Here is a 24,345-nt window from a genome sequence, read left to right as displayed (position 1 = left end):
TTGCCCCTCATTCAAAGTCTTGTTTTTTTAAAATCAACTGCCGCCACACGCCCTGCAAAAATCCTAAACCGTAGCCCCACAATTGTACAAAAGCCGCCGCCACCGACAGCAGCGCAATATGCACGTTTTTTTCGAGGCGCAGTGCATCTGCAAAAAACACCGCCGCCGCCAACAAAGGCAAAGCCAGCCACCGCCACTGTTGCATAAACAAAGCCGCCGCTACACACGCCAAACACGCCAGCACAAACAAAGCAGGCAGCAAATGCACCATTTTGAGTGCGCCCCGATTGCGGCGGTGCAAGCTCACCCGCGCCACTCCGAAATTAAACGTCTGCCGAAAAAAACTCCGCCATGTGCTGCGCCGTTTGTGATATACATAAGCCTGTGGCACTAAGCACACCCGAAATCCCTTTTGCCTGATGCGCATACTCAATTCAATATCTTCGCCGGCGGCTTTGGCAGCAGCAAAACGCACCTCCGGAAAGCCCCCCACCGCCTCAAACACCTTGCGCGAAAAGCCCATATTAAAACTGCGTGGCACGAAATTATCCATTTTTTCGCTGCCGCCGCGAATGCCGCCGGTTGTAAAAAAACTCGTCATGGCGTAGTTGATGGCTTTTTGAAGCGGCGAAAAAGAGGCGTGGGCACGGTCGGGACCGCCGAAAGCATCACAAGGACGCTCCCGCAAAGAGGCATTAAGCGCGGCAAAATAAGTAGCAGGCAGCAGGCAGTCGGAGTCGAAGAAAAGAAAAAAATCGCCCTGAGCACGTGCCGCACCATAATTGCGGGCAATACCGGGACCTTCATTGGGCTTGAAATAATACGAAAAAGGAACACCGACAACAGGAGCAAATTGCTGCAAAACGGCTTCGCAAGGCTGCGAAGAGCCATCTTCCACCACTACAATTTCAAAATTTTTTTCGCTCTGTTCGCTCAACGATTGCAGCAATTCCTGCATTTCGTCAGGGCGATTGAACACCGGAATAATAACAGAGTAGAGGAGGGGCAATATGGGCATAAAAGATGAAACAAATACAAATAAAGTAATTTAAAAAATAAGCAGTTCAAGGCGCAAAGTTAGCAGCGAAGTATAAAATTCTCTTTTATTTTTGTGTTTTTTGCGGATTAAAATAAATGTATAAACGACAAGAAATAAAAAATAATCGGCTATTTTATAATTTTTTGCCTGCAAAAACTTGTTGCTATAAGAAGTGTCTTTATCTTTAATCTTTTAAATAAAAACAGCGTCAAAAAAAACACGATGCCGCCTTGATGTATCGTTTTAGAACTTTTGATATGATATATCCGTTATTTTTTTGTTTTAAATTAAATACTTGACAATCTTTTTTTTGATAATTTTCTCGTATGATGGAAGATTATAAAAAGCGTTATACTTTTGATGTCAATAAAGACCTCATCGGCAAAGGCGGTTTTTCAAAAGTATATCGCGCTATGGATAACTACCGCAAACGCCCCGTTGCGCTGAAATTTTATTATGGAATATGGTCGGAAAAATACGACATCATCAGCGAAATCAACCGTATGGAAGACATCATACACCCGAATTTGATACGCTACTACGATGCCACCATTATTGAAACCATTGGAGCTTTGGGCGACCAAGAGCGTATTCAGGTAGGAATTATGGAGTATGCCGATGCGGGAGATTTGACCTCGGTGTATTCCAAAAACGACCCGATACTATTTAAAAAATTGATTTTGGATATTTTGGAGGGTTTGAAATACTTGCACCAAAAAGGCATTGCCCACCGCGATATGAAACCGAAAAACATACTCCTGTCGCACGCTTTGGAAGAGTTTGGATTGGTGGCAAAAATAGCGGATTTCGGTATCAGTAAAAAAGTGGGGATTGAGGAAACGGGTGCTTCTACACAGTTGCTCGGCAGCATTGAATATATGGCTCCCGAACAATTTAATACGCGCCGTTTTGGAATAGACAATAAATTGCACACCAATGTTGATTTGTGGGCTTTGGGAGTTATTGTGTATGAAATGTTGGTGCATCAAACGCCTTTCGGCACGCGCTCTACGGGCTTCAGCAATGAGGATATTTTAAATAATATCGTATTTGCCGATTTAAAGATAGATTATTCCAAATTAGAAGAACCTTTTAGAACGATAGTGCAGCGTTGTTTGGTAAAAAATGCTGCCGAGCGCGTAAAAACCGCCGATGAACTCATCGCTTTGCTCAAAGAAAAAACGCCGGTAACTGCCCCGCCGCCTGTTGTGGCAATACCACCTGCCGAAAAAACGCCTCCCGCCGTTGTAAGCAAATCCGCTGCCACACAAGAAACGGTTGTTATTTCCAAAGTGCCCTCTGAACCGCCCGCCGCTACCGTGCCCAAAGTTGCCGCCGAAAGCACCAACGACAAAGCCACACGCATTTTGGAGCGCGTCAATGCCGGTTTACCTTCGCAAAAAAGCGGTCATTCGCAGCCTACATCGCCTGCTTTGCCTTCGGATATTTTCAGCGGAAGTACCTATATTCCGCCTACACCGAAGTACAATCCCAACAACGGCAGGCATAACCCGACTTTGGAATCGGGCAAGGAGTATTTTAAAAGACGTGATTATGTACACAGTTTTCAGTATCTAAACAGCGTAGCCGAAAATACGTTGGATACCGAAGCTAAATTTTATAAAGGCTTTATGTTCTACAACGGCAAATGCGGCGGCGCACACGACCCCCTGCACGGCAGACGCTTGATGGACGAAGCTAAATCCGAAGACCGCGCCTTAGTAGTAGATTTGATGGTAAAATATGTATTGACCGATTACCGTTGATAAAAAATTATAAGTACCTGAGTAGCATTAATTTATACCATTTTTTTATAAAATATTGACTTTTAATTAGTTATTGCATTTGTTGTTTGCAATTAAAAATTAATCATTACTTACGACTCATTCCAAAATAAAAAATACATGACCCATAAAATAGAATGTTATAACTGCAAGCGGCTCACCGAAGTAAGTCCGCCGAAATATCGTTGTACGCATTGCAATTATCCGCTCCAACGCCTTGTAGAAGGTGAAGTGCCACCGCCCGATGCCAAAACTATTGGTCAGATACAGCAAAATGTAGCAGAAATCAAACAAAAAATACAACAAGACCTCAAACCCGCCACACCACCCGACATAGCTATCACCATTAAAGATATGAGCGGAGGCGGCAATGCGCCCAAAGAGGCATCGCCTGCAACCAAAAAAGAAGAACAGCCGCCGCTTTCGGCACCGCCCAAAACAATACCGATAGAGGAGAAAAAAAACGAGTTGCCCAAAACAATACCGCCACCGCCACCCGCAGTGGCAGCACCCGCCAAAACGCGTGAACAATTGCTCAAAACACTTGAAACGCTTTTGAGCCAGAAAAAACCCGATGTAGAAAAGGCAACCCTGCAAAAATTAGAAAAAATAGAAGTGGTGAGCAGCCACCGCCCCGAAAACAGCGACAAGCCCATTGCCGGTTGGCTCGTAGTACATACCGAAAACAAAATCCCCATCACTTACGAACTCTATGAAGGGAACAACATTATCGGTCGCGCCGATACCAACCACAAAACCGACATTCCGGTGCGAGATGATAAATATGTGAGCCGCACACACTGCCGTATTGAAGTAAAAAAAGATTTTTTACACCGTTTTTTATATGTTTTAAGCGATGACGACAGTGGCGACACCAAAGCCAGCACCAATGGCACCTTTGTAAACGGACTCAGTGAGCGACTGCCCGCCCATACCGTTATTTATTTGCGCGATGGCGATATTATTCAGGTAGGCGAAACCAAACTCGCTTTCAAAGATACTTACCAATCCGACAACTTCGCCGATGCCGCCACAAGTGTAGTCGTCACCAATTATACCAAAACTATTCCTGTAAAATAATAAAACTGTTCGGGTTTTTAAGTCGGCTTTTTTTTATAAAACGAAACGCTTACTTTTGCCAAAAATAAAACCAATACAACCCTTCTTTTTTTTTCTTGAATATCTCATCAACACCAATTATTTAGGCTATTACACATGGTAAAAAAATTTAAAAACGTCGCATTTGCCTTGGTTCTAACCATCATCGTAGGGATCATTGCACACACCTTATTTTCTTATTTTCCTTACGGAGGCTTTAGCAGTCGTATCGGTCAAATATGCGGTGGCGAATTGCCGCACGGTATGATACAACTCTTTATTTTCTTTTTGTTCTTTTTGGGATTGTTTGAAGTATATGACCGCTTCCGCAAAATCAGTTACGAACGCCAGAGTTTAGGGCTTAATTTTTTACCCGAACAAGAACACTGGGTATTGTCGCCCGATGATGTGAACGACCTCAAACTCAAAATGATTGACTACGAAAAACAACATAAATTTCTACTCACAGGTATTTTGCGCAAAGCCGCTACCAAATTCCGCACCGAAAAGTCGGTATCCGATGTAATGCAAATCGTGAGCAGCCAAGTCAATATCAACTTCAAAAAATCGGAAAGCGCACAAGCCATTGTCCGCTATATCATCTGGGCAATTCCATCTATCGGTTTGATAGGAACAATTTTGGGGATAGCGCAATCCTTGGGTTTAGCCGACCGCGCCAACGACCCCGTTATCATGAAACAAATCACCAGCAGCATGTATGTAGCCTACGATGCTACTTTGGTCGCTTTGATTTTGAGTTTGATTATTATGTGGTGGTTTCATCAATTGCAAGAGCAAGAAGAAGAACTCCACAATGATATGGAAGAATATATCATGGAGAACTTTGTGAACCGTATTCACGTTGAATAATATGTAATGAAAAATATTTTTTATTAAAATATTGATGATTAGCGAGTTGCACAATGAAGCCGGATAGATTTTTTTTACAATAAAAAAAACTATTCGCTATCAAAGGCTGCGCTTGCTGTTATTATTTTTAATCTCTTATGCAAAGTATCACTTACGAGCTTATTATCCAAGCACTCAGCCGAGTAGAAGACCCCGACTTGCACCGCGATTTGGTGTCGTTGGGAATGGTTCGCGATGTAGCATTTGAAAGCAGACGCATCGCTTTTACGCTGGTACTCACCACGCCCGCCTGCCCCTTGAAAGATTTTTTGCGAAATCGCTGTATAGAATCTTTACAACAAACTTTCGGCGAAGATATAACCGTGGAAATAGAAATGACCGCTCAGGTGAGCACTTTGCGTCAGGAGCAGGAGAGCGTATTGCCTTATGTGAAAAATGTGATAGCGGTGGCTTCGGGCAAAGGTGGCGTAGGAAAATCAACGCTGGCGGCAAACTTGGCACTGGCATTGGCAAAAAAAGGAGCGCGTGTGGGCTTGTTAGATGCCGACTTGTACGGACCCTCTGTGCCTACGATGTTCGGTTTGCAGCAGGCTCGCCCGCAAGTGATAGAAGAAGACGGCAAACACAAAATGGTGCCCATTGAACGCTATGGCTTAAAATTGCTCTCTATTGGTTTTTTGATGGACGATAAGCAAGCCGTAGTGTGGCGGGGCCCGATGGCATCTTCTGCACTCAAACAATTGGTCAATGATGCTGTTTGGGGCGAATTAGATTATTTGTTGTTTGATTTGCCCCCCGGCACCGGCGATATTCATTTGACATTGGTGCAGCAAGTGCCGCTCACCGGAGCTGTTATTATTACCACCCCACAAGAAGTGGCTTTAGCCGATGTGCGCAAGTCTATTGCAATGTTTCAGTTGCCGCAGATAGCCGTTCCTATTTTGGGCGTTGTAGAAAATATGGCATATTTCACTCCACCCGAATTGCCCGACCACAAATATTATATTTTCGGCAGAGGCGGCGGCGAGCAGTTGGCGGAGGAGTTTCAAGTGCCGTTTTTGGGTCAGATGCCTTTGGTGCAAAGTGTGCGCGAAGGCGGCGACATCGGCAATCCCGCGCTTTTGAGCAGCGATGCCCTCACCGTTTCTTTATTCGATGATTTGGCAGGGCGCGTAGCGCGGCAGGTGGCGGTTCGCAATGAGCAGTTTAATCCGCGTTTGGTGAATTTTTATTAAAAATAACCCGAAACAAGGGGGCTTTTTTAAAATGAAATTACAAGTGTATTTTTGCTTTATATCATTGATTTTTAATTATTTATAATAGCTAAAAATTAATCACTAAAACCGACCGCTTATCTTTAACTAAAATTTTACGTTTATCAAAGATAAATACATCAACGATAAAAAATGAACAACGACGACATACAGCAGCAGCATTGTGACGATTTGCTCCAAAAAGCCCGCGAAGCCTTATTGCCTTTGCAGCCCTATTTTGAGGCAGACGGCGGCGCAGTAGAAGTATTGCGCCTCACCGAAGAGGGAGTATTGCAGGTAAAATTGCTGGGAAATTGCGAGTCGTGCCGTATCAGTATGATGACTACCGCAGGTATGGAGCAGGTAATAAGAGCCGCCGTACCTGAAATAAAAAGGGTAGAGGCGGTAGCAGTATAATATCTATATTTTCTTCTTCATTACCGCCGTTTTTTTATTGATTTATTGATGAAATACTAACTTTTGCGGGGCATTTTTTTCTTTTCATGCTTGATTTTTTAATTGTCGGACAGGGTATCGCCGGAACATTGTTGTCGTATGCTCTGCTGCAAGCCGGATTTTCGGTGCAGGTGATAGATATGCCCCAAGCCGAGCTGCCTCGCAAGCCGCCGCCGGTATCATCAATCCGGTAACAGGCAGGCGCATTGTGAAGTCGTGGCTCGCGGATACGGTATTGCCCTTTGCCACCCGCACTTATACGCAATTGGAAAAAGAACTGCAAATCTCCTTTTTTCAGCCTTTGCCCTTTTTGTGTTTGTATGAAAAGACTGAAGAAAAAAACGATTTTTTGATAAAAAGCGGCGATGCAGCTTATCGCGCTTATTTGCAGGAATGGAAAGAGCCTTTGCCCGTAGGTGTGCGAGCAGGAAATTTTGCGGGAAAAATAATGCAAAGTGCTTGTGTACACCCTTCGATTTTATTGCCCGCTTATCGCCGTTTTTTGCAGCAAAAAGGGTATTTGACAGAGGATATTGTAAATAAAGAAGAAATTGAAATTGGAAAAAACGATATTCGCTGGAAAGGCTGTCGCGCCCGCGCCCTGATTTTCTGCGACGGGCATTGGGGGGCAGAAAACCCTTTTTTCCCCGATTTACCTTTTTTATTATCCAAAGGAGAGGCATTATTGTTGCGCAATGAGGCTTTTTCGGCGGCGTGTTTTGTGAAAAAAGGAGCAACCCTCTGTCCGCAGCCCCAACGCCACACTTTTTGGATAGGCTCTACTTATTCGTGGAACGATTTGGAGCGCGGCACTTGCAGCGAAACAGCACGCGCCGAGTTGTTGGCAAAAGCTGCCGCTATGATAGATACGCCGTTTGAAATATACCAAGCCGTGAGCGGCATACGACCCACTGTGCGCCACCGCCGCCCACTCATCGGGCGCAGTGATTGGTGCGATAAGGTGTATATTTTCAATGGTTTTGGCACTAAAGCCTTTATGCTTGCACCCTATTTTGCGGCACATTTCACTGCGTATCTGCAAGGCAAAAACCCACTTGATGCGGCGATAGACATTGCTTGTATATCGCAGAATTTTGGCAAACCCTGAAACAAAAGAAGTCCTTTTTTATTGCTCAATTTTTTTATTGCTAAGGTGGCACTTGAAGTCGTTCTTAAAAAGATAAATAACCTATGGTTAGCGCAATGATAACTTGCTAATATTTTCAAAAATCTTAATTATCGCCTATTTATACCATTCAAATATCTATTTGTCATAGTTGTTTTACAGATTCAATTCCCATTCAAAGTGACTTATATTATTGCTAATATCAGCCATATCATTACAAAATGGAAGACTTTACTCACTATGTCATTTAGATATTTATTTGGTATTACAATCAACATATTTATGTTGATTGTAAAATATCTATTACAGGTTCAATTCCCATTCAGAGTATTTTATATTAGCAATAATATCAGCCACATCATTACAGAATAAAATATTTGGTACTGATTAAGAATGTATGCTGGTGATTTTTGCAAAAAGTTGTCATATTGACAACCCAAAAGGGCAAAACCAACTTAAATTAGTATGTCTGAAATACTGGTTCAAGTGGTTTGAACCTCATTGTGAGGATACAAGTGGTTCAGACAAATACAAGAGCCTATTGTTCAAGGATTTTAAGAAAGTCCAAATTGATGAAATGTGGACTTTTGTCAAACATCGCAAACAAGGCAAACGCTGGCTTTGGTATGTTTATGACGCAGATTCTGGTCAAATTTTAGCTTTTTACATCGGAAAACGCAATAATTCGGCTTGCAAAGCTCTGATGAGAAAACTCGCTCATTTACAAATTGATTCCTACCGAACCGATGATTGGAAGTCTTATAAAAGTACATTGCTCCTCAAAAGCATATTATCGCAAAGGCTAAAACTACCCATATTGAAAGGCGAAACCGAGATTTCAGAACACATTTAAAAGGCTCTGTCGCCAAACCGTTTGCTTTTCTAAGAAAGATGATATGCACTACGGTATCATTAAAACTTATATCTTTCTTAGAAACAAGTTCCGTACCTCTCTTAATATTCAGCATACATTTTAAATCACTACCAAATATTTGATACAGGGTGTTATCCAGATATTTATTCGTTATAGTAGGAGGCTAACCTTTTTAGGTTAGCCTCTTTTTTTATAGGTAGTGAATGACTATGATTTAATCATATTTTTTAGACACTAATGTCTATTTTTTATTGAATTGCAGGGTAAAAAAAATAAAATGTATTCTAAAAAATAACATATATCAATAGAAAAACACATAAATGCTATAATTACAAAAATAGAAATGCTTATGGCATATAATTTGATAGTTAATAGTCACTAAGTCGGATATAGTTTATCGGTTATTTATAATTAACTTGATTTAAAAAGGTGATTGCTAAAAAACAAAATATTTATTTATAATATAATTAAACGTATGAAACAATTTAAACAAAAAAGTCTTAAACAAAAAATATTGAAATACAATATTTTTATTCTCAAATATTTATTATTTTTTGGGATGTTGTTTATGCCGATTATTCTTAATGCTCAAATATCTGGCATTGTTTATTTTGATGGAAATAATGATGGCATCAAACAAAGCAGTGAGGTTGGTTATGAGTACTTAATCGTTACTGCATACGATAGTTTTGGTGGTACTTTTTCAGGAGTTACAAATAACTCAGGTGCTTATGTCATCAATGGTACATCAAGTGCTACTATGTATAGAGTAGAATTATCTCTGCCATTTGGGTACAATGATGGATCTTTTGGAAACCAATCTGGTTCATCTGTGCAGTTTGCTGCGGGTAATACCACAAATTTGGATTTTGGAATTTACTTGCCTGATAAATGCGATCCCGATCTATCCATTAGAGTGGTAACAGGTATGGGTTTGGAAGATAGCGACTATTCTGTAAAATCCTGGGATTATTTTACAGATAGACGACCAGTTGACAATATGGGTGATGATGGCGATACTACACCTCACACCGAGGATATTACATATCAGGAAGTAGGGGTTCCTTTCGGAGTAGCTGTTCAAAAAACAACGAAATTGCTTTATTTTAGTACATTAGCTGCTACGCTAAATGATATATTTCCTCTCGCACCTGATGGAATTGATGCTATTTATGTGGCAGACTATTCAGGACCAAATAATACTTATGTGGGAAATAAATTATTGACAAATTTGAGTAATTACGGAATTAGTACCTCCGCATTAAACCCTGTTGCCAATGAAATGGGGGAATATGGCTTGGGTGGAGTTGCGATTTCAAGCGATGGAAGGTATTTGTATGTTATAAATATGGGTAAAGGCAACATAGTAAAAATAGACATATCAAGTGTTACTTATGGTTCAATACCTAGTGGAGGATACACGAACCTTAATGTAAGTGAAATAAGTATAACTGGAGCTAATTGTTCGGGAGGTATATTTAGACCTTCAGCTTTATCAATAGAAGGAGAAAATCTATTTGTAGCAGGGGTATGTGATGCGTCTAATTCCTCTAATCTATCAGATTTGCGTCTGAGAGCATTAATGACTAGTCTATCCAATATTTCTTTTGTTCAAGTATTAGATTATGACCTATCCACTTTTACGGGAGGGGGACTAAGAGCAGTCGGCTGGCCACAGCGTAAATGGAGTAATACTTGGAGTGGTACAGATAGTCAAGGCAGTTCTGGTGTGATACAGCCCTTAGTACCGTCTATTGCTTTTGATGATAATGGTGCTATGATAGTAGGTGTAACGAACAGGCAAGTTTTTGTAGATGGAGAAAGCGATAGAGAAACTGGGTATATGTTGCGAACCTGGCGTGAGAATAATGGTACTTTTACGGTTGAAAACGGAGGCGTATCAGGTCCTTATACTTGGCGGCTAAGGGTTCATCAGCAAATGATGGAGGTTTACCTGCTACTATGACGGAAGTGATGACCCTTCTACCGCAGGACCTGGTGATGATTGGTTTTTTGAGGTAGGGAGAACATCAAGTCACCCTTATCTATATAATGGAGGTGCTTTGGTGGTTCCCGGTACTGGATTGGTGCTAGGGGGATTTGGTGATCCGGGAGAACCAGCCTCCCAAACGGGAGGGCGATACTTGGATTATACTACAGGTGTATCCATTTATGGAACTAGCATGGTAGGCGCGAAGGCTTCTGTTATGGGAGATGTGGATGCAATATGTAATGTAGCACCCATAGAAATTGGTAATCGTGTGTGGTTAGATAGCAATAGTAATGGGATACAAGATGGAGATGAGTTGGGGATTGCTGGTGTTCGCATAGAACTCTATCAAGAAGATGGTACATTCTTGGCTTATGCTATAACAGATAGTGAGGGCAATTATATTTTTTCTAGTGAAAATAAAACTTCTACAATTAGTGCCATTTATGGTATAGCAGGACTCAGCCAACTCTCTAATTATACGATTAGAGTACCAGATGTAATAGGTGGAAGTAAGCAATCTGCATTAGGAATTAATGAAATAACTTTAAGCAACCAGAGTGGTACGACGAATGATGAAACAGACAGAATAGATTCTGATGGAATTTTAAGTGGCAATCATGCAGAAGTATCTTTTACTACTGGTGCTTTTGGTAAAAACTCACACGTTTTCGATTTCGGTTTTAGAAATGCTCCTTGCACTGTGTCTGTAGACAGTGCTCTACCGACTGCTTGCAGCAATAATTTGTATAATGTAGATGTTACTGTATCATATACCAACCCACCAAGCGGCGACATTACCATCAATGTAGGCGGCATCGATTATACCTTCACGCCCGACGGCACCAGCCCCGATACCTATACTGTGATGGGTTTGACCAGCAACGGCACACAGGATATAGATGTATCAGCTACGTTTGTAGGCGATGAAAATTGTACCGATGTGTTGGTAGATGCTTATGATGCGCCTTGTGCTTGCGTAGTAAATTGCGATGATAGCAACTGTACGACAATAGACAGCTACGATACAGCTACTTGTACTTGCGTGAACACACCAACACCTCCTCCAAGTTGCGATGATAGCAACTGTACGACAATAGACAGCTACGATACAGCTACTTGTACTTGCGTGAACACACCAACACCTCCTCCAAGTTGCGATGATAGCAACTGTACGACAACAGACAGCTACGATACAGCTACTTGTACTTGTGTGAACACACCAATACCTCCACCAAGTTGCGATGATAGCAACTGTACGACAACAGACAGCTACGATACAGCTACTTGTACTTGTGTGAACACACCAATACCACCACCAAGTTGCGATGATAGCAACTGTACGACAACAGACAGCTACGATACAGCTACTTGTACTTGCGTGAACACACCAATACCACCACCAAGTTGCGATGATAGCAACTGTACGACAACAGACAGCTACGATACAGCTACTTGTACTTGTGTGAATACACCGATACCACCTCCAAGTTGCGATGACAGCAACTGTACGACAACAGACAGCTACGATACAGCTACTTGTACTTGCGTGAACACACCAATACCACCTCCAAGTTGCGATGACAGCAACTGTACGACAACAGACAGCTACGATACAGCTACTTGTACTTGCGTGAACACACCAATACCACCTCCAAGTTGCGATGACAGCAACTGTACGACAACAGACAGCTACGATACAGCTACTTGTACTTGCGTGAACACACCAACACCTCCTCCAAGTTGCGATGATAGCAACTGTACGACAACAGACAGCTACGATACAGCTACTTGTACTTGTGTGAACACACCAATACCTCCACCAAGTTGGTGATGATAGCAACTGTACGACAACAGACAGCTACGATACAGCTACTTGTACTTGTGTGAATACACCGATACCACCTCCAAGTTGCGATGATAGCAACTGTACGACAACAGACAGCTACGATACAGCTACTTGTACTTGCGTGAACACACCAATACCACCACCAAGTTGCGATGATAGCAACTGTACGACAACAGACAGCTACGATACAGCTACTTGTACTTGTGTGAATACACCGATACCACCTCCAAGTTGCGATGATAGCAACTGTACGACAACAGACAGCTACGATACAGCTACTTGTACTTGTGTGAATACACCGATACCTCCTCCAAGTTGCGATGACAGCGACTGTATGACAACAGACAGCTACGATACAGCTACTTGTACTTGCGTGAACACACCAACACCTCCTCCAAGTTGCGATGATAGCAACTGTACGACAACAGACAGCTACGATACAGCTACTTGTACTTGCGTGAACACACCAACACCTCCTCCAAGTTGCGATGATAGCAACTGTACGACAACAGACAGCTACGATACAGCTACTTGTACTTGCGTGAACACACCAATACCACCTCCAAGTTGCGATGATAACGACTGTAATACAGCAGATGTTTACAACACAGCTACTTGCCAATGTGAACACAATGCGATAACTCCCGGAGCTTGCGATGATAGCGACTGCACGACAGATGACAGCTACGATACAGCTACTTGTGCTTGTGTGCATACACCTATCACCCCACCAAGTTGCGATGACAGCGACTGTACAACAACAGACAGCTACGATACAGCTACTTGTGCTTGCGTACATACACCCATCACCCCACCAAGTTGCGATGATAACGACTGTAATACAGCAGATGTTTATAATACAGCTACTTGCCAATGCGAAAACAATGCAATAACTCCCGGAGCTTGCGATGATAGCGACTGCACGACAGACGACAGCTACGATACAGCTACTTGTACTTGTGTGAATACACCCATTCCCCCACCAAGTTGTGATGATAGCGACTGTACAACAACAGACAGCTACGACACAGCTACTTGTGTTTGCGTGAATACACCCATCACCCCACCAAGTTGCGATGACAGCGACTGTACAACAACAGACAGCTACGACACAGCTACTTGTGTTTGCGTGAACACACCTATCACCCCACCAAGTTGCGATGATAACGACTGTAATACAGCAGATGTTTATAACACAGCTACTTGCCAATGCGAAAACAATGCAATAACTCCCGGAGCTTGCGATGATATGGACGCTTGTACGGCTGATAGTTATGACGCAGCCGCTTGTCAATGTGTACACACCCCTATTTGTATTTATTCAGTAGGTAACCAAGTATGGAGCGACACCAACAACAACGGTTTGATAGATTCAGGCGAAGCAGGTATAGACGGAGTAACGGTTTACTTGTTGGATGCAACGGGAACTCCGATAGACACGACAGTAACCTCCGGCGGCGGTCTGTATTTGTTTGATGGTTTGGCTGCGGGCGACTATATCGTATCGGTTGAAATACCCACAGGTACACAGAGCAGTGCAGTAGATGAAACAACTCCTGACACAGACGGCAACGACAACGGCATCGCAGTAGTAGGAACTACCATTCAAAGCGGTCTAATCACTTTGGGTGATGGCGAGCCTACAGGAGAAAGCCCTGATAACGACCCCTGCCACAACAGATACGAATGAAAACTTGACAGTTGATTTCGGATTTTATCCAATACCTGCGGATACTTATTCAGTGGGTAACCAAGTATGGAGCGACACGAACAACAACGGTTTGATAGATTCAGGCGAAGCAGGTATAGACGGCGTAACGGTTTACTTGTTGGATGCAACGGGTACTCCGATAGACACGACAGTAACCTCCGGCGGCGGTCTGTATTTGTTTGATGGTTTAGCTGCGGGCGACTATATCGTATCGGTTGAAATACCTACAGGTACACAAGCAGTGCAGTAGATGAAACAACTCCTGACACAGACGGCAACGACAACGGAGTTACGGTAGTAGGCACTACCATTCAAAGCGGCGTAATCACTTTGGGAGATGGTGAACCTACAGGAGAAAGTCCTGATAACGACCCTGCCACAACAGATACGAATGAAAACCTGACAGTTGACTTCGGATTTTACTGTTTGCCTTGTTCCTTGAACAGCTTCGGATTGTCAGCAGTAAAAGATGACAAAGGTACTGCCGATACAGCAGATGACGAATGGCAAATCTATTCAAATCCGACAGGAACAAACTTATCCTCAACTTACGATGTGAGCGGCGATTTGACAGCTAATGATTTGCCTTATGGCAGTGCTCAATTAGTGGGTACAGTACCTGCGAGCAACAGTTTTGTAACGCTGAGTATCACGAATACAGGTACTTGTAATGTGTGCGAAATATCAGATTTCTTGTTTGACATCAATCCGGGCGGAGCGGATTCAATAGATTTGGCATTGGATAAATCGATAGACAAAACAATCGCCCAGATAGGCGAACAGGTGACATTCACGATAACGATAACGAATGAAGGCGGCACAGATGCAAGTGGAGTTTCGGTGAGTGATGTATTGCCAACGGGTATATCGTATGTGAGCAGTTCAGCGAGTCAGGGCAGTTATGATTCGGCTACAGGCGTATGGACGGTGGGCGATTTCTTGGCGAATGATGCACCGAAAACGCTGACAATAGTAGGAACGATATTAAGCGAGGGCGTACACTACAACACGGCAGAGATCAGTGTGATGAATGGAACGGACATAGACAGCACACCGAACAATGGCGTAGTCGGAGAAGATGACATAGATAAAGTATGCGTGAGTGTACCGATGCAAATCTGTGATGACGGTAGTCAGAGTGTCACCTTATTTGCAGAAACAGGCTTAGTAAATGTAATGTGGTACAAAGACGGAGTACAAGTAGGAACGGGTAGTTCTTATACGACTAATCAGGCGGGCAGTTATACTTACACGGCTGATAACGGAGGCTGTACAACAGGCACTTGTTGTGCAGTGATTTTAGAAGCTATTCCTTGTTGTCCGACAAATGCTTGTCCTACGATTGATATTCTACACAGATAATTTTAACATAATAAATATTTAATAAGTATAAAGGAAAGAGGTTATTAACCTCTTTCCTTTTTTATGGTGGTATTTCACAATACCATTCAAATATCTATTTGGCATAGTTGTTTTACAGATTCAATTCCATTCAAAGTGGCTTATATTAGCAATAATATCAACCATATCATTACAAAATAGAAAACTTTACATATTGTGTCATTTAGATATTTATTTGGTATAACTTTTTACTAATAGACCTTTTTCATAATAGATAGTTACAAATAGCTGCGATTAAATTTAGTCTTAAGAAGAACCTCTGGTAATGTTTTTTAATTATTCCTTTTATGACGATATTTTCGTATTATTTTTTATTACAAATAATTAAAAATCAATATTTTATAACTAATAAATTGTGCGATTTTATCAATCAAAAGGGAATAAGATTGAGAAACTGCAAATATAAGCCTATCGGGTAAAAAAGTTTTTGTCATGTACTTAGAAAAATGTTGATAAAATAATTATAAAAACATATATTTGTATATAATTATATTGTTAAACCTCTAAATTTATTCAAAGACATGTTAAAATATTTTTATGCGACATTTTTTTGTTTGCTATGGATTTGTATGATAAGTACCTCAATTCGGGCACAAGTGACTACTTCTGACCATTTTTCGGGCGAGTTTTTGGTCATTTTGGAAAAAAGCGTTGATGTAAAAGACGTATGCGAAGATTTTCGCTTTTTCAACGGCAAAGAAGTGGATTTAAAAGCAGGCAGACGCTTGGCACGAAGTATGAACATCTGGCAATTGTATTTCCGCGCCGAATCAGCCGATGAACGCGCCTTGCTCGAAGCTCTGCGCCTGCATCCGGCAGTACATATAGCCCAATTCAACCACCACAATCTCACTTCACGGGTTACACCCAACGACCCCCAATTCAGCAGCCAGTGGGATATGAACAGTGCAGGTGACATAGATATAGATGCACCCGAAGCGTGGAATATCACCACCGGCGGCACTACTACCGATGGCGATGAAATTGTAGTGGCAGTGGTAGATGGCGGTTTTGATTTAACTCACCCTGATTTGACAGCTAATTACTGGAAAAATACCGATGAAATAGCCGGCAACGGTATTGATGACGATGGCAACGGCTACATTGACGACCGCGATGGCTGGAATGCTTATAACAACAATGGCACTATTAGCAGCGATAGCCACGGCACGCATGTGGCAGGTACAGTAGGCGCAAGAGGAAACAACAGTATTGGTGTTACTGGTGTAAACTGGAACGTAAAAATAATGCCTGTGATGGGTTCTACAAGCAGCGAAGCTACCGCAGTAGCCGCTTACGGCTATATTCTTGATGAAAGAAAACTCTATAACCAAACCAATGGCGCACAAGGATCTTTTGTCGTTTCTACCAATGCTTCCTTTGGAGTAGATTATGGTCAGCCCTCTAACTATCCGCTTTGGTGTGCTATGTACGATTCTTTGGGTGTGGCGGGTATTGTGAGTTGCGGAGCTACTGCCAATCTCAACATTGACATAGATGCACAGGGCGATATTCCTACAGCTTGCGCCAGCGACTATTTGATTTCTGTTACCAATACTACCAGCACCGATGCCAAAAACGGCGGTGCGGCTTACGGGCTTACCACCATTGATTTGGGTGCACCGGGTACTAGTATTTTATCCACCCTCCCTAGCAGTAGTTATGGCAACTTAACCGGAACTTCTATGGCTACGCCGCACGTTGCCGGAGCAGTGGGCTTGATAGTGGCCGCCGCCTGCAATGATTTTATCGTTTCTTACAAAACAAACCCGGGCAACGGAGCATTGGCACTCAAAGCAGCCATTTTAAACGGTACTGACCCCATATCAGCCCTTAACGGCATTACGGTTACAGGCGGTCGTTTGAATTTATACGGTGCTATTATGGAATTGGTGCCGGGTGGTGTATGCAATTCCTCTTTTACGCTTACACCCACTGCAAGCAGCAGTTCTGTGTGTAAAGGATCAACAGGCAATGTATCGGTGAATGTGGGTGCTGTTGCAGGTTTTAGCAATCCGGTTACTTTGAGTGTCAGTGGTTTACCAAGCGGAGTTACGGCTTCTTTCAATGCCAATCCGGTTACGCCGGTCGGTGCTTCTACACTTACATTCAATGTAACAAACGCCGCCGCTGTCGGAACTTACACGCTTACCATTAGCGGTGTTAGTGGTAGCATCACCCAAACAGCATCTTATCAACTGGTTGTTGTGAATGGCGCACCGACCGCTGCTACCCTTAGCAGTCCTGCCAACGGAGCTTCTAATCAATCCACATCGCCTGTTTTAACTTGGAGCGCAGTAAGCGGCGCAACTTCTTACACAATACAAATAGCCACAGATGCCACATTCAGTAATATGATTGTCAATCAAAGCGGTATTGTTGCTACTTCCTATACAGCGAGCGGTTTATTACCTTCAAGTACCTATTATTGGCAGGTGATAACCTATAACGGTTGCGGCAACAGCACTTCCGCCGCTTATAACTTTATTACACAAAGTGTAAGCTATTGCGCTTCTGCTGGTACTACCTTTAATGAAGAATGGATAGCTTCGGTTACAGTGAATGGAACTACTTATACTTCTTCCAATCCGGCGGGCTACGAAGATTTTACATCAAATACATTTACTGTTTGGCAAAATACTTCGCCGACTATCAGCCTTGTACCTGCATTTAGCGGTACTAGTTATGGAGAATATTGGCGGATATGGGTAGATTGGAATAATGACGGCGATTTTGATGATACCGGTGAACTGGCATTTGATGCGGGTGCTACTTCTACAACCACAGTAACAGGCAGCCTTAGCGTTCCGCAAGCGGCGAGCAATGGCACGCACCGTATGCGTGTAGCTATGAAATGGAATGCCGCCTCCACTGCCTGCGAAACTTTTCAATACGGGCAGGTAGAAGATTATAGTATTGATGTTCAGTCCACTTGTCAGGAAACAATTATTTTGACCGAACCGAATTACACCTATTTAGATGAGCCTACTTGGATACAATCTTTTTTATACATACAAGCATCTAATACGATTTCATCGGGTGCGGAAGTAATTTATACTGCTGGGGAAGCTGTTTATTTAGTGCCGCCGTTCCACGCGCAGGCGGGTGTCGATTTTCAGGCTTCTATTTATTATTGCGGCGGAATAACTAAGGGTGGTAATGAACAACAAGAAGAAAAGAATATTTCCATCGCTGAAAACATTAACAGCACACAACCTTTGCAGGTCGTTTGTGCGCCTAATCCCTTCAATTGGCAAACCATCTTTACTTATCGCCTGCCACAAGATGGTATAGTTTCTTTGCAGGTATATGATACAATGGGGCGTTTGGTAGCCAAAAGCGGCGTATTGCCACAAATGAACGGTTTGCAACAATTAGCTTTTGAGCGCAAAGATTTAAGCGCAGGAATGTATGTTTATACACTTCAATACAATGATACTTTGGTAAGCGGAAAAATGATAATAGAGTAATTTTATTTTATAAAAAGCAAAAAATCCCTCTGAATTGCAATTCAGAGGGATTTTTTTAAGTAGGTATAAAAAAAGACAGTGTTTTTTAAATACAAAAACCGAAAAACCGTCTGCTTTCTCAGTTAATTAAAAAATAATAGGCAATTTTATTTGATTCTGTCGGCATCAAAAAGCAAAGAAACACCGACATTCAGATAGCCCCAACCGCCTCTGCCGCCTTCTGCAAAAACTCCAAGATGTGGTTTTGCCAAATAACGAAAGCCCAAAACAGGTGACAAAAAAGGACGTGTATCCAAATCATATTCATCTTCCAAACCAATAATAGATGAGTTGTCTTCGCCATCATATTTCCAACGGTTAAATTCCAAGCCGAAGCCCAAAGCCGCATAAATATCGAATTTATCTGCATTTATATTGCTATCAAAAACCCGATTAATGTCGGGTGTGAGATGAAATACCGCCCGCGGCATCAGTGCCGTGAAAGAGTAGCGAAAATCTTTGTCGGCTTTCAGGCGGCGTGTTTGATGCGACACCGCCAACCCCACGCCAATGCGGTTGTCGATACCATATTCGCCACTGACGATGATAGGCGGCGCAAATGTTAAACCTGAGTAGGCATAAGCACCCAATGCCGTACCTGCCGACACGATAATTTTGCCTTTGCGAAAAACGTCACTTTGTGCTTGTGCTGCCATATATAAGCAACAAAGAACCCAAACAAAAAACACATTTTTTAATACTTGCATAACTTGGCTTTTATATATACATTAAAATTTTTATGTAAAAAACAAATAATTTTAATTTATCAATAAATGAGCTGTTAAATAAATGAAAATCATTGTTTTATATTGTGATAATATGATTTTTTATTGCTAAAAAATCAATACCAGATTACCTGTAATTCAAATTTAAAATCTCCATCAGTAACCAATACTGTGGTCGGCTTGTCGGCACTGTACAATTTCATATTTACAAACACATCACTACTTATGCCGTGATGTGGATTACTACTGCCTTCGGACATATCATTATCAAAAAAATCAAATACCAAAGAAGGGATTGTGTTATAGTTGATAATAGGAAAATCACTGTTGCTCAATGTCCAAGTGCAAGGCACTATAGCATCTGTAATGGTAGTACTTTGCGCAATAACAGGGGTCAAAGAAGAAGAATAAACAGGTACAGTTTGCTGGGTACTCTTATCAAGAGAAAAAGTTAAATCGGCGCGACGTGCTGCCGACCCTTCGGGATAATATTCATAATCCCAGTCGTAGTCGGGGTCTAAATCGCTGCGTGCCGGAAATTGCAACATCTTAATACTTGTAATGCGATATGAATTATTCGCCAGTACCTGTATTTGCACGCTGTCTTTATATACTTTATTATCCGCTGTAAAAGCCTTGACACTCGCCCAGTAATAACCGGGCTCTTGGTAAGTGTGCCATCGGTCAAAGTTTTGGAAGTTGGTAGAGATAGAATCACCGTCTCCGAAATTCCAAACCAAATTTTCTACTTCCACAGAGCTGCTATTTTGCAAAGACAGGGTAAATTTGAATTCTTCTTGTACCTGTCCGAATAATTTATCAACAGTAAGCGAAAGTTCAATCGTTGGCTCTTGCGTATCGGGGGTATCATTATCTTCATCTTTTCCGCAACTGTTGCCCAAAAGCAGCAATATCAAAAAAAAGATGCCAAAAAAATGATCGTATTTTTTCATATAAAAACAAGAAAAAATTAAGAAGACAAAGAGCTACTGCTCACGCCGATTTTTTTATTTGCCCACGCATAAGCACCAAACAGCACGAAACTGTACAACATATCGCCTAACAAGCTATACCCGAAAAACGGAATAGCGGCGATGTAGCAAGTGAGCAAACCATCGGCGGTAGGGGCATACATACCACTGCTTTTCCACACACCGAAGTTGGATACCAAAAAGAAAATAACTGCCGACAGTAAAGAAATCGGTGCAATTTTTTTCCAACTGAATGTATTTAAAAATCGTGAGCCTGCCATATAAATTATCGCCATTGCTGCCGCCGACCACCAAAAGCTGTCGCTTGCCCACACAAAATTTGGATAATATTGGGCATATACGACATTATTGAGGAGCAGGTCGCTCAACCAAAATCCTGCCAAAGGAATGAGCAGTGCCGCCACACCAACAGAACGATGCAGATGCGCCGCACCGAGCAGAGTCAGGGCTGCCAGAGGCGTAAAATTGGGGGGGTGAGGCAACACGCGCGACAAGGCTGCCAAGAGAATCAAAGCTGTTATTAAGCTGATATTTTTTATATTTTTCATAAAAAACATTTTTTTTGCACAATATTTGAAGTAAAAAATCGTTTTTCGCTGCAAATATATAGTATTCAAACGATAATTTTTCTTGTAATCATTAATTATAATCATGCTTTTGGAAAGACACCTACTGAACTATTATAAAATTTTCATGTTAAAAACAAAAACTTTTCGTCGCACCACGCTGGCAGTTGGCATAGTGTTGTTGTTGAGTGCGGCAAAGGGAACAGCTCCTCAGAATTACCCGATGAATGCCAAAGCGGTGGAGCAAGAAATTAGAAAAAAATCCTCAGAACTCAAGTATTCCTACCACCGCACGGTGTGGTATCAACTGCAATATTTGTACGACCACGTAGAACGATACAAAGTGGAGCAGGTACTGGCACGCTCGGAAGAGTATTTCCCGATGATAGAAGAAGTATTTACGCTCTACGAATTGCCTTTGGAATTGAAATATATGGCAGTGATAGAATCGTGGCTCAATCCGCTTGCCAAATCGCCGGCGGGAGCAGTGGGTTTGTGGCAATTTATGCCCACTACCGCCCGCAACTATGGTTTGGAAGTGAGTAATTGTATTGACGAACGCCGCGACCCCTACAAATCAACCATTGCCGCCGCCAAATACTTAAAAGATATGGAGCGCAACTTAGGCGGCAACTGGCTGCTCGCTATTGCCTCCTACAATTGTGGCGAAGGACGCATGCAGGAAGCCATTGAAAAATTAGAACAGAATGGAAAAAAAATCCGCCGCCGCAGTTTTTGGGATATACGCGAGCAACTGCCCACCGAAACACAGGGCTATGTGCCGGCTTTTATCGCCACCGCTTTTTTGATGGAACACTACCAGCAATGGGGTTTTTGGGGAAAATGGATAGATGACGAGCCGATACACGCCTACACACTGAGTATAGAAGAACCCGCCCTGCTCACCGAAATAGCGATGGACGCAGGCGTTGATTATGACGATTTAAAGAAACTCAACCCCACTTTGGTCAGCAACCGCCTTGAATGTGTGAGTTTGCCCCTAGATATAAAAATGCCGATGAAAAACCCGAATTTGGAGATAGATGCATTGCCCGAACTGCAAATAGACGAGGTGTTGTCGCATATTGATTACGACTATTTAGATGCCTCGCCGCTACACCCCAGCGTAGTGCAGGCTGTGGAGGAGCATTTTACTACTTTTCTGGATTTGCCCCTGATTGAAATAGAAAGCGAAGAAGCAGTTGTTGAATAAAAAAAATTGCGCATAGCTTTGAGATGTGCGTCATTGTAAAAAGACACCGTAAAATTTGTAAATTAATAGAAAATGGAAATAGAAAAACTATCAATAGCAGACTTGAAAGCAGCTTGGGACTTTGTAAGGGAAGACCTGAAAGATTTAGAGAATGTAGCAATGAAAAAAAATGTAAGTCCTTACCAAATTCCAGCGTATAACGAAGAAAAATAAATTTTATCACAAACTTTTAAACTTAACAAGATAATTAAAATAATATGAAAGCAGATGTATCATACAATGACTTTGTCGGAACTGCAGCAGCTGACATTTCTGATTTTTTAGGTTCAAAATATGGCGACAATCTTGAAAGTTTTGGAAAATATTTTAAACTTGACTTAAATAGGTTTAAAGTAATTGGACTTTCAATTTATGGAACTGAAAATCACTATATTTCATTATTATGTGTTGACAACAAAAAGTCGACAGATGAAAAAGAACACATAACAAGTATATCTATTGATATTAAAGATGACAAAGACTTTTTAAGTTTTTTATTTGAAAGACTGCGCATAGTCTTATACTCACGCTTTGACGACAGGTATCCAAATTTGAGTTATGACGAAGAAGCAAATTATGAGGACTACCACGAAAGTTAAGAAATAAGCAACGAACGCACACTGCGGTTTGGCAAAATGGTGCGTTTAGTGCTAAATTCAACCGCAGTTCTTTGAACATTTGAGCTTCGATTTCCGCTTCTTCGCAAAGCCCCAAAACGATGAAATTACACTTACGCTACTGATACCTAAAAGGTGTCGGTAGCTTTTGCCGTATTCTAAAAAAAAATGAATGATAAAATAAAATATGAGTTTTCTGCAAAAGTGTGGAAACATTCTGCGTCGGGCGGCTGGCATTTCGTTTCACTTCCGGCAGCAATGGCAGCAGAAATAAAAGAAAACCTGAAATGGCAGCAAGAGGGCTGGGGGCGGCTAAAGGCAACTGCAAAAATCGGCGGCAGCCAATGGGAAACGGCTCTTTGGTTTGATACTAAACACAAAACATATCTGCTGCCGCTAAAAGCCGAAATAAGGAAAAAGGAAAAAATTGAAATAAACCAAGATGTTTTAATTGTTGTCTGGGTTTAATCGTTTAAAATCAATCATTTAAATATTTGAAAAAATGAAAAACACAAAACTGTTATTTTTTCTTCTGTTTATCCTGACTTGTAGCACTCAATTACAAGCACAGCAAAATTTTGATAACAGAAAATTTATTGAAGTGACCGGTAGTGCCGAAATGACCATTCAACCGGACGAAATTGAGTTAAAAATTACATTGGTAGAGTACGAAAAAAACGGAAAAAGAACAGTGGAGTTAAAGGAAATAGAAAAGGAATTTTATGAAATTTTAAAAAATAATGGTATTAATACGAATAGTCTGACACTAAATAATTCTGATTCGTGGTGGCATTGGTGGCATTGGTGGAGTTACAGAAGTAGCTACCAAACAAGAAAGAATGTTAGTTTGAAACTAAATAAAGAAACTAATTTCTTAAACTTAGTAAAAGATTTGGATAAACCGTGGGTACAGAATATTAGTATCGCAAGCACAAGTAATAGTGATATTCAGAAATACAGAAAAGAAGTAAAAATAGATGCTATTAAAGCAGCTAAAGAAAAGGCAACCTATTTATTAGAAAGTGTTGGAGAACAAATAGGAAGTGTTATCTCCATTGAAGAGATGCCAGACCACAGTAGTTATTGGTATGGAGAACCTAATGCGTATTCAAACGTTTATCGTAGTACCACAAATGACGATAAAGATGCTATTGAAAATGTAGCAAGCATCAAATTGCGATACGAAATTAAAGCCAAGTTTGAAATTAAGTAGTGCTTAGTTGTAAATGATAA

Annotated in this window: 22 protein-coding genes; 18 read left to right on the top strand and 4 right to left on the bottom strand. The window is 41.7% G+C overall.

Features of this window, described 5'->3' with window-relative positions:
- Nucleotides 1–7: 7 nt before the first annotated feature.
- Nucleotides 8–1,018: a glycosyltransferase gene (locus tag IPL35_16595; GenBank protein ID MBK8444921.1), complete on the bottom strand. Its 1,011-nt coding sequence runs from the start codon at nucleotides 1,016–1,018 to the stop codon at nucleotides 8–10.
- 347 nt (nucleotides 1,019–1,365) lie between these two features.
- On the opposite strand from IPL35_16595, the gene IPL35_16590 reads away from it, so the two are divergent.
- From IPL35_16590 to IPL35_16530, 13 genes are all read left to right on the top strand, one after another.
- Complete coding sequence (locus IPL35_16590; GenBank protein MBK8444920.1) at nucleotides 1,366–2,805, top strand: serine/threonine-protein kinase; 1,440 nt, start codon at nucleotides 1,366–1,368, stop codon at nucleotides 2,803–2,805.
- 138 nt (nucleotides 2,806–2,943) lie between these two features.
- Nucleotides 2,944–3,903: an FHA domain-containing protein gene (locus tag IPL35_16585; protein MBK8444919.1), complete on the top strand. Its 960-nt coding sequence runs from the start codon at nucleotides 2,944–2,946 to the stop codon at nucleotides 3,901–3,903.
- A 168-nt stretch (nucleotides 3,904–4,071) separates the two neighbouring features.
- Nucleotides 4,072–4,791: a MotA/TolQ/ExbB proton channel family protein gene (locus IPL35_16580; protein ID MBK8444918.1), complete on the top strand. Its 720-nt coding sequence runs from the start codon at nucleotides 4,072–4,074 to the stop codon at nucleotides 4,789–4,791.
- A gap of 137 nt (nucleotides 4,792–4,928) precedes the next feature.
- Nucleotides 4,929–6,026: an Mrp/NBP35 family ATP-binding protein gene (locus IPL35_16575; protein MBK8444917.1), complete on the top strand. Its 1,098-nt coding sequence runs from the start codon at nucleotides 4,929–4,931 to the stop codon at nucleotides 6,024–6,026.
- A gap of 171 nt (nucleotides 6,027–6,197) precedes the next feature.
- On the top strand, nucleotides 6,198–6,461 hold the full coding sequence (locus tag IPL35_16570; GenBank protein ID MBK8444916.1) for a NifU family protein: 264 nt from the start codon (nucleotides 6,198–6,200) through the stop codon (nucleotides 6,459–6,461).
- A gap of 127 nt (nucleotides 6,462–6,588) precedes the next feature.
- On the top strand, nucleotides 6,589–7,608 hold the full coding sequence (locus tag IPL35_16565; protein ID MBK8444915.1) for an FAD-binding oxidoreductase: 1,020 nt from the start codon (nucleotides 6,589–6,591) through the stop codon (nucleotides 7,606–7,608).
- Between the two features lie 415 nt (nucleotides 7,609–8,023).
- Nucleotides 8,024–8,479 (top strand): hypothetical protein, encoded by a 456-nt coding sequence (locus IPL35_16560; protein ID MBK8444914.1) that lies wholly within the window; start codon nucleotides 8,024–8,026, stop codon nucleotides 8,477–8,479.
- 496 nt (nucleotides 8,480–8,975) lie between these two features.
- Nucleotides 8,976–10,466: a hypothetical protein gene (locus tag IPL35_16555; GenBank protein MBK8444913.1), complete on the top strand. Its 1,491-nt coding sequence runs from the start codon at nucleotides 8,976–8,978 to the stop codon at nucleotides 10,464–10,466.
- Nucleotides 10,467–10,566: 100 nt separating this feature from the next.
- On the top strand, nucleotides 10,567–12,324 hold the full coding sequence (locus tag IPL35_16550) for a hypothetical protein (GenBank protein ID MBK8444912.1): 1,758 nt from the start codon (nucleotides 10,567–10,569) through the stop codon (nucleotides 12,322–12,324).
- A 52-nt stretch (nucleotides 12,325–12,376) separates the two neighbouring features.
- A complete protein-coding gene (locus IPL35_16545) occupies nucleotides 12,377–14,029 on the top strand; it encodes a hypothetical protein (GenBank protein ID MBK8444911.1) in 1,653 nt (550 codons plus the stop codon).
- Nucleotides 13,971–14,300 carry a hypothetical protein gene (locus IPL35_16540; protein MBK8444910.1) on the top strand — a complete coding sequence of 110 codons (330 nt, stop codon included), beginning with the start codon at nucleotides 13,971–13,973 and terminating at the stop codon, nucleotides 14,298–14,300. The genes IPL35_16545 and IPL35_16540 overlap by 59 nt, the downstream gene beginning before the upstream one ends.
- A gap of 80 nt (nucleotides 14,301–14,380) precedes the next feature.
- Nucleotides 14,381–15,412, top strand: coding sequence for a DUF11 domain-containing protein (locus tag IPL35_16535; protein MBK8444909.1), 1,032 nt, complete (start codon nucleotides 14,381–14,383; stop codon nucleotides 15,410–15,412).
- A 608-nt stretch (nucleotides 15,413–16,020) separates the two neighbouring features.
- Nucleotides 16,021–18,921 (top strand): S8 family serine peptidase, encoded by a 2,901-nt coding sequence (locus IPL35_16530; GenBank protein ID MBK8444908.1) that lies wholly within the window; start codon nucleotides 16,021–16,023, stop codon nucleotides 18,919–18,921.
- A gap of 146 nt (nucleotides 18,922–19,067) precedes the next feature.
- Here the strand turns inward: IPL35_16530 and IPL35_16525 are convergent, their stop codons facing one another.
- The 3 genes from IPL35_16525 to IPL35_16515 all read right to left on the bottom strand — a co-directional run bounded on the left by IPL35_16525 (nucleotide 19,068) and on the right by IPL35_16515 (nucleotide 21,225).
- On the bottom strand, nucleotides 19,068–19,616 hold the full coding sequence (locus IPL35_16525) for a hypothetical protein (GenBank protein ID MBK8444907.1): 549 nt from the start codon (nucleotides 19,614–19,616) through the stop codon (nucleotides 19,068–19,070).
- A gap of 185 nt (nucleotides 19,617–19,801) precedes the next feature.
- Entirely contained in the window at nucleotides 19,802–20,638 is an 837-nt protein-coding gene (locus IPL35_16520; protein MBK8444906.1) for a PKD domain-containing protein, read from the bottom strand.
- A gap of 17 nt (nucleotides 20,639–20,655) precedes the next feature.
- A complete protein-coding gene (locus IPL35_16515) occupies nucleotides 20,656–21,225 on the bottom strand; it encodes a hypothetical protein (GenBank protein MBK8444905.1) in 570 nt (189 codons plus the stop codon).
- A 145-nt stretch (nucleotides 21,226–21,370) separates the two neighbouring features.
- Between IPL35_16515 and IPL35_16510 the strand changes: the two genes are divergently transcribed.
- The 5 genes from IPL35_16510 to IPL35_16490 all read left to right on the top strand — a co-directional run bounded on the left by IPL35_16510 (nucleotide 21,371) and on the right by IPL35_16490 (nucleotide 24,325).
- Complete coding sequence (locus IPL35_16510) at nucleotides 21,371–22,456, top strand: lytic transglycosylase domain-containing protein (protein ID MBK8444904.1); 1,086 nt, start codon at nucleotides 21,371–21,373, stop codon at nucleotides 22,454–22,456.
- A gap of 72 nt (nucleotides 22,457–22,528) precedes the next feature.
- The gene (locus tag IPL35_16505) at nucleotides 22,529–22,669 is read left to right on the top strand and encodes a hypothetical protein (protein ID MBK8444903.1); all 141 of its coding nucleotides are present in this window, start codon (nucleotides 22,529–22,531) and stop codon (nucleotides 22,667–22,669) included.
- A gap of 44 nt (nucleotides 22,670–22,713) precedes the next feature.
- On the top strand, nucleotides 22,714–23,094 hold the full coding sequence (locus IPL35_16500; protein MBK8444902.1) for a hypothetical protein: 381 nt from the start codon (nucleotides 22,714–22,716) through the stop codon (nucleotides 23,092–23,094).
- Between the two features lie 186 nt (nucleotides 23,095–23,280).
- Nucleotides 23,281–23,580 (top strand): DUF1905 domain-containing protein, encoded by a 300-nt coding sequence (locus IPL35_16495; GenBank protein ID MBK8444901.1) that lies wholly within the window; start codon nucleotides 23,281–23,283, stop codon nucleotides 23,578–23,580.
- Between the two features lie 34 nt (nucleotides 23,581–23,614).
- Entirely contained in the window at nucleotides 23,615–24,325 is a 711-nt protein-coding gene (locus tag IPL35_16490) for an SIMPL domain-containing protein (GenBank protein MBK8444900.1), read from the top strand.
- The last annotated feature ends 20 nt before the right edge of the window (nucleotides 24,326–24,345 follow it).

The organism is Sphingobacteriales bacterium (genome assembly GCA_016711285.1).
Taxonomy (GTDB): domain Bacteria; phylum Bacteroidota; class Bacteroidia; order Chitinophagales; family UBA2359; genus JADJTG01.
Note: the sequence above shows the minus strand (reverse complement) of the source record. Positions and strands in the feature narration are given on the sequence as shown.

Excerpts from the sequence above, each read along its gene's own strand:
- IPL35_16595 (MBK8444921.1), bottom strand. The coding sequence starts at position 1,018 with ATGCCCATATTGCCCCTCCTCTACTCTGTTATTATTCCGGTGTTCAAT.
- IPL35_16590 (MBK8444920.1), top strand. The coding sequence starts at position 1,366 with ATGATGGAAGATTATAAAAAGCGTTATACTTTTGATGTCAATAAAGAC.
- IPL35_16585 (MBK8444919.1), top strand. The coding sequence starts at position 2,944 with ATGACCCATAAAATAGAATGTTATAACTGCAAGCGGCTCACCGAAGTA.
- IPL35_16575 (MBK8444917.1), top strand. The coding sequence starts at position 4,929 with ATGCAAAGTATCACTTACGAGCTTATTATCCAAGCACTCAGCCGAGTA.
- IPL35_16570 (MBK8444916.1), top strand. The coding sequence starts at position 6,198 with ATGAACAACGACGACATACAGCAGCAGCATTGTGACGATTTGCTCCAA.
- IPL35_16560 (MBK8444914.1), top strand. The coding sequence starts at position 8,024 with ATGCTGGTGATTTTTGCAAAAAGTTGTCATATTGACAACCCAAAAGGG.
- IPL35_16555 (MBK8444913.1), top strand. The coding sequence starts at position 8,976 with ATGAAACAATTTAAACAAAAAAGTCTTAAACAAAAAATATTGAAATAC.
- IPL35_16540 (MBK8444910.1), top strand. The coding sequence starts at position 13,971 with ATGGCGAGCCTACAGGAGAAAGCCCTGATAACGACCCCTGCCACAACA.
- IPL35_16530 (MBK8444908.1), top strand. The coding sequence starts at position 16,021 with ATGATAAGTACCTCAATTCGGGCACAAGTGACTACTTCTGACCATTTT.
- IPL35_16525 (MBK8444907.1), bottom strand. The coding sequence starts at position 19,616 with ATGGCAGCACAAGCACAAAGTGACGTTTTTCGCAAAGGCAAAATTATC.
- IPL35_16520 (MBK8444906.1), bottom strand. The coding sequence starts at position 20,638 with ATGAAAAAATACGATCATTTTTTTGGCATCTTTTTTTTGATATTGCTG.
- IPL35_16515 (MBK8444905.1), bottom strand. The coding sequence starts at position 21,225 with ATGAAAAATATAAAAAATATCAGCTTAATAACAGCTTTGATTCTCTTG.
- IPL35_16510 (MBK8444904.1), top strand. The coding sequence starts at position 21,371 with ATGTTAAAAACAAAAACTTTTCGTCGCACCACGCTGGCAGTTGGCATA.
- IPL35_16505 (MBK8444903.1), top strand. The coding sequence starts at position 22,529 with ATGGAAATAGAAAAACTATCAATAGCAGACTTGAAAGCAGCTTGGGAC.
- IPL35_16500 (MBK8444902.1), top strand. The coding sequence starts at position 22,714 with ATGAAAGCAGATGTATCATACAATGACTTTGTCGGAACTGCAGCAGCT.
- IPL35_16495 (MBK8444901.1), top strand. The coding sequence starts at position 23,281 with ATGAATGATAAAATAAAATATGAGTTTTCTGCAAAAGTGTGGAAACAT.
- IPL35_16490 (MBK8444900.1), top strand. The coding sequence starts at position 23,615 with ATGAAAAACACAAAACTGTTATTTTTTCTTCTGTTTATCCTGACTTGT.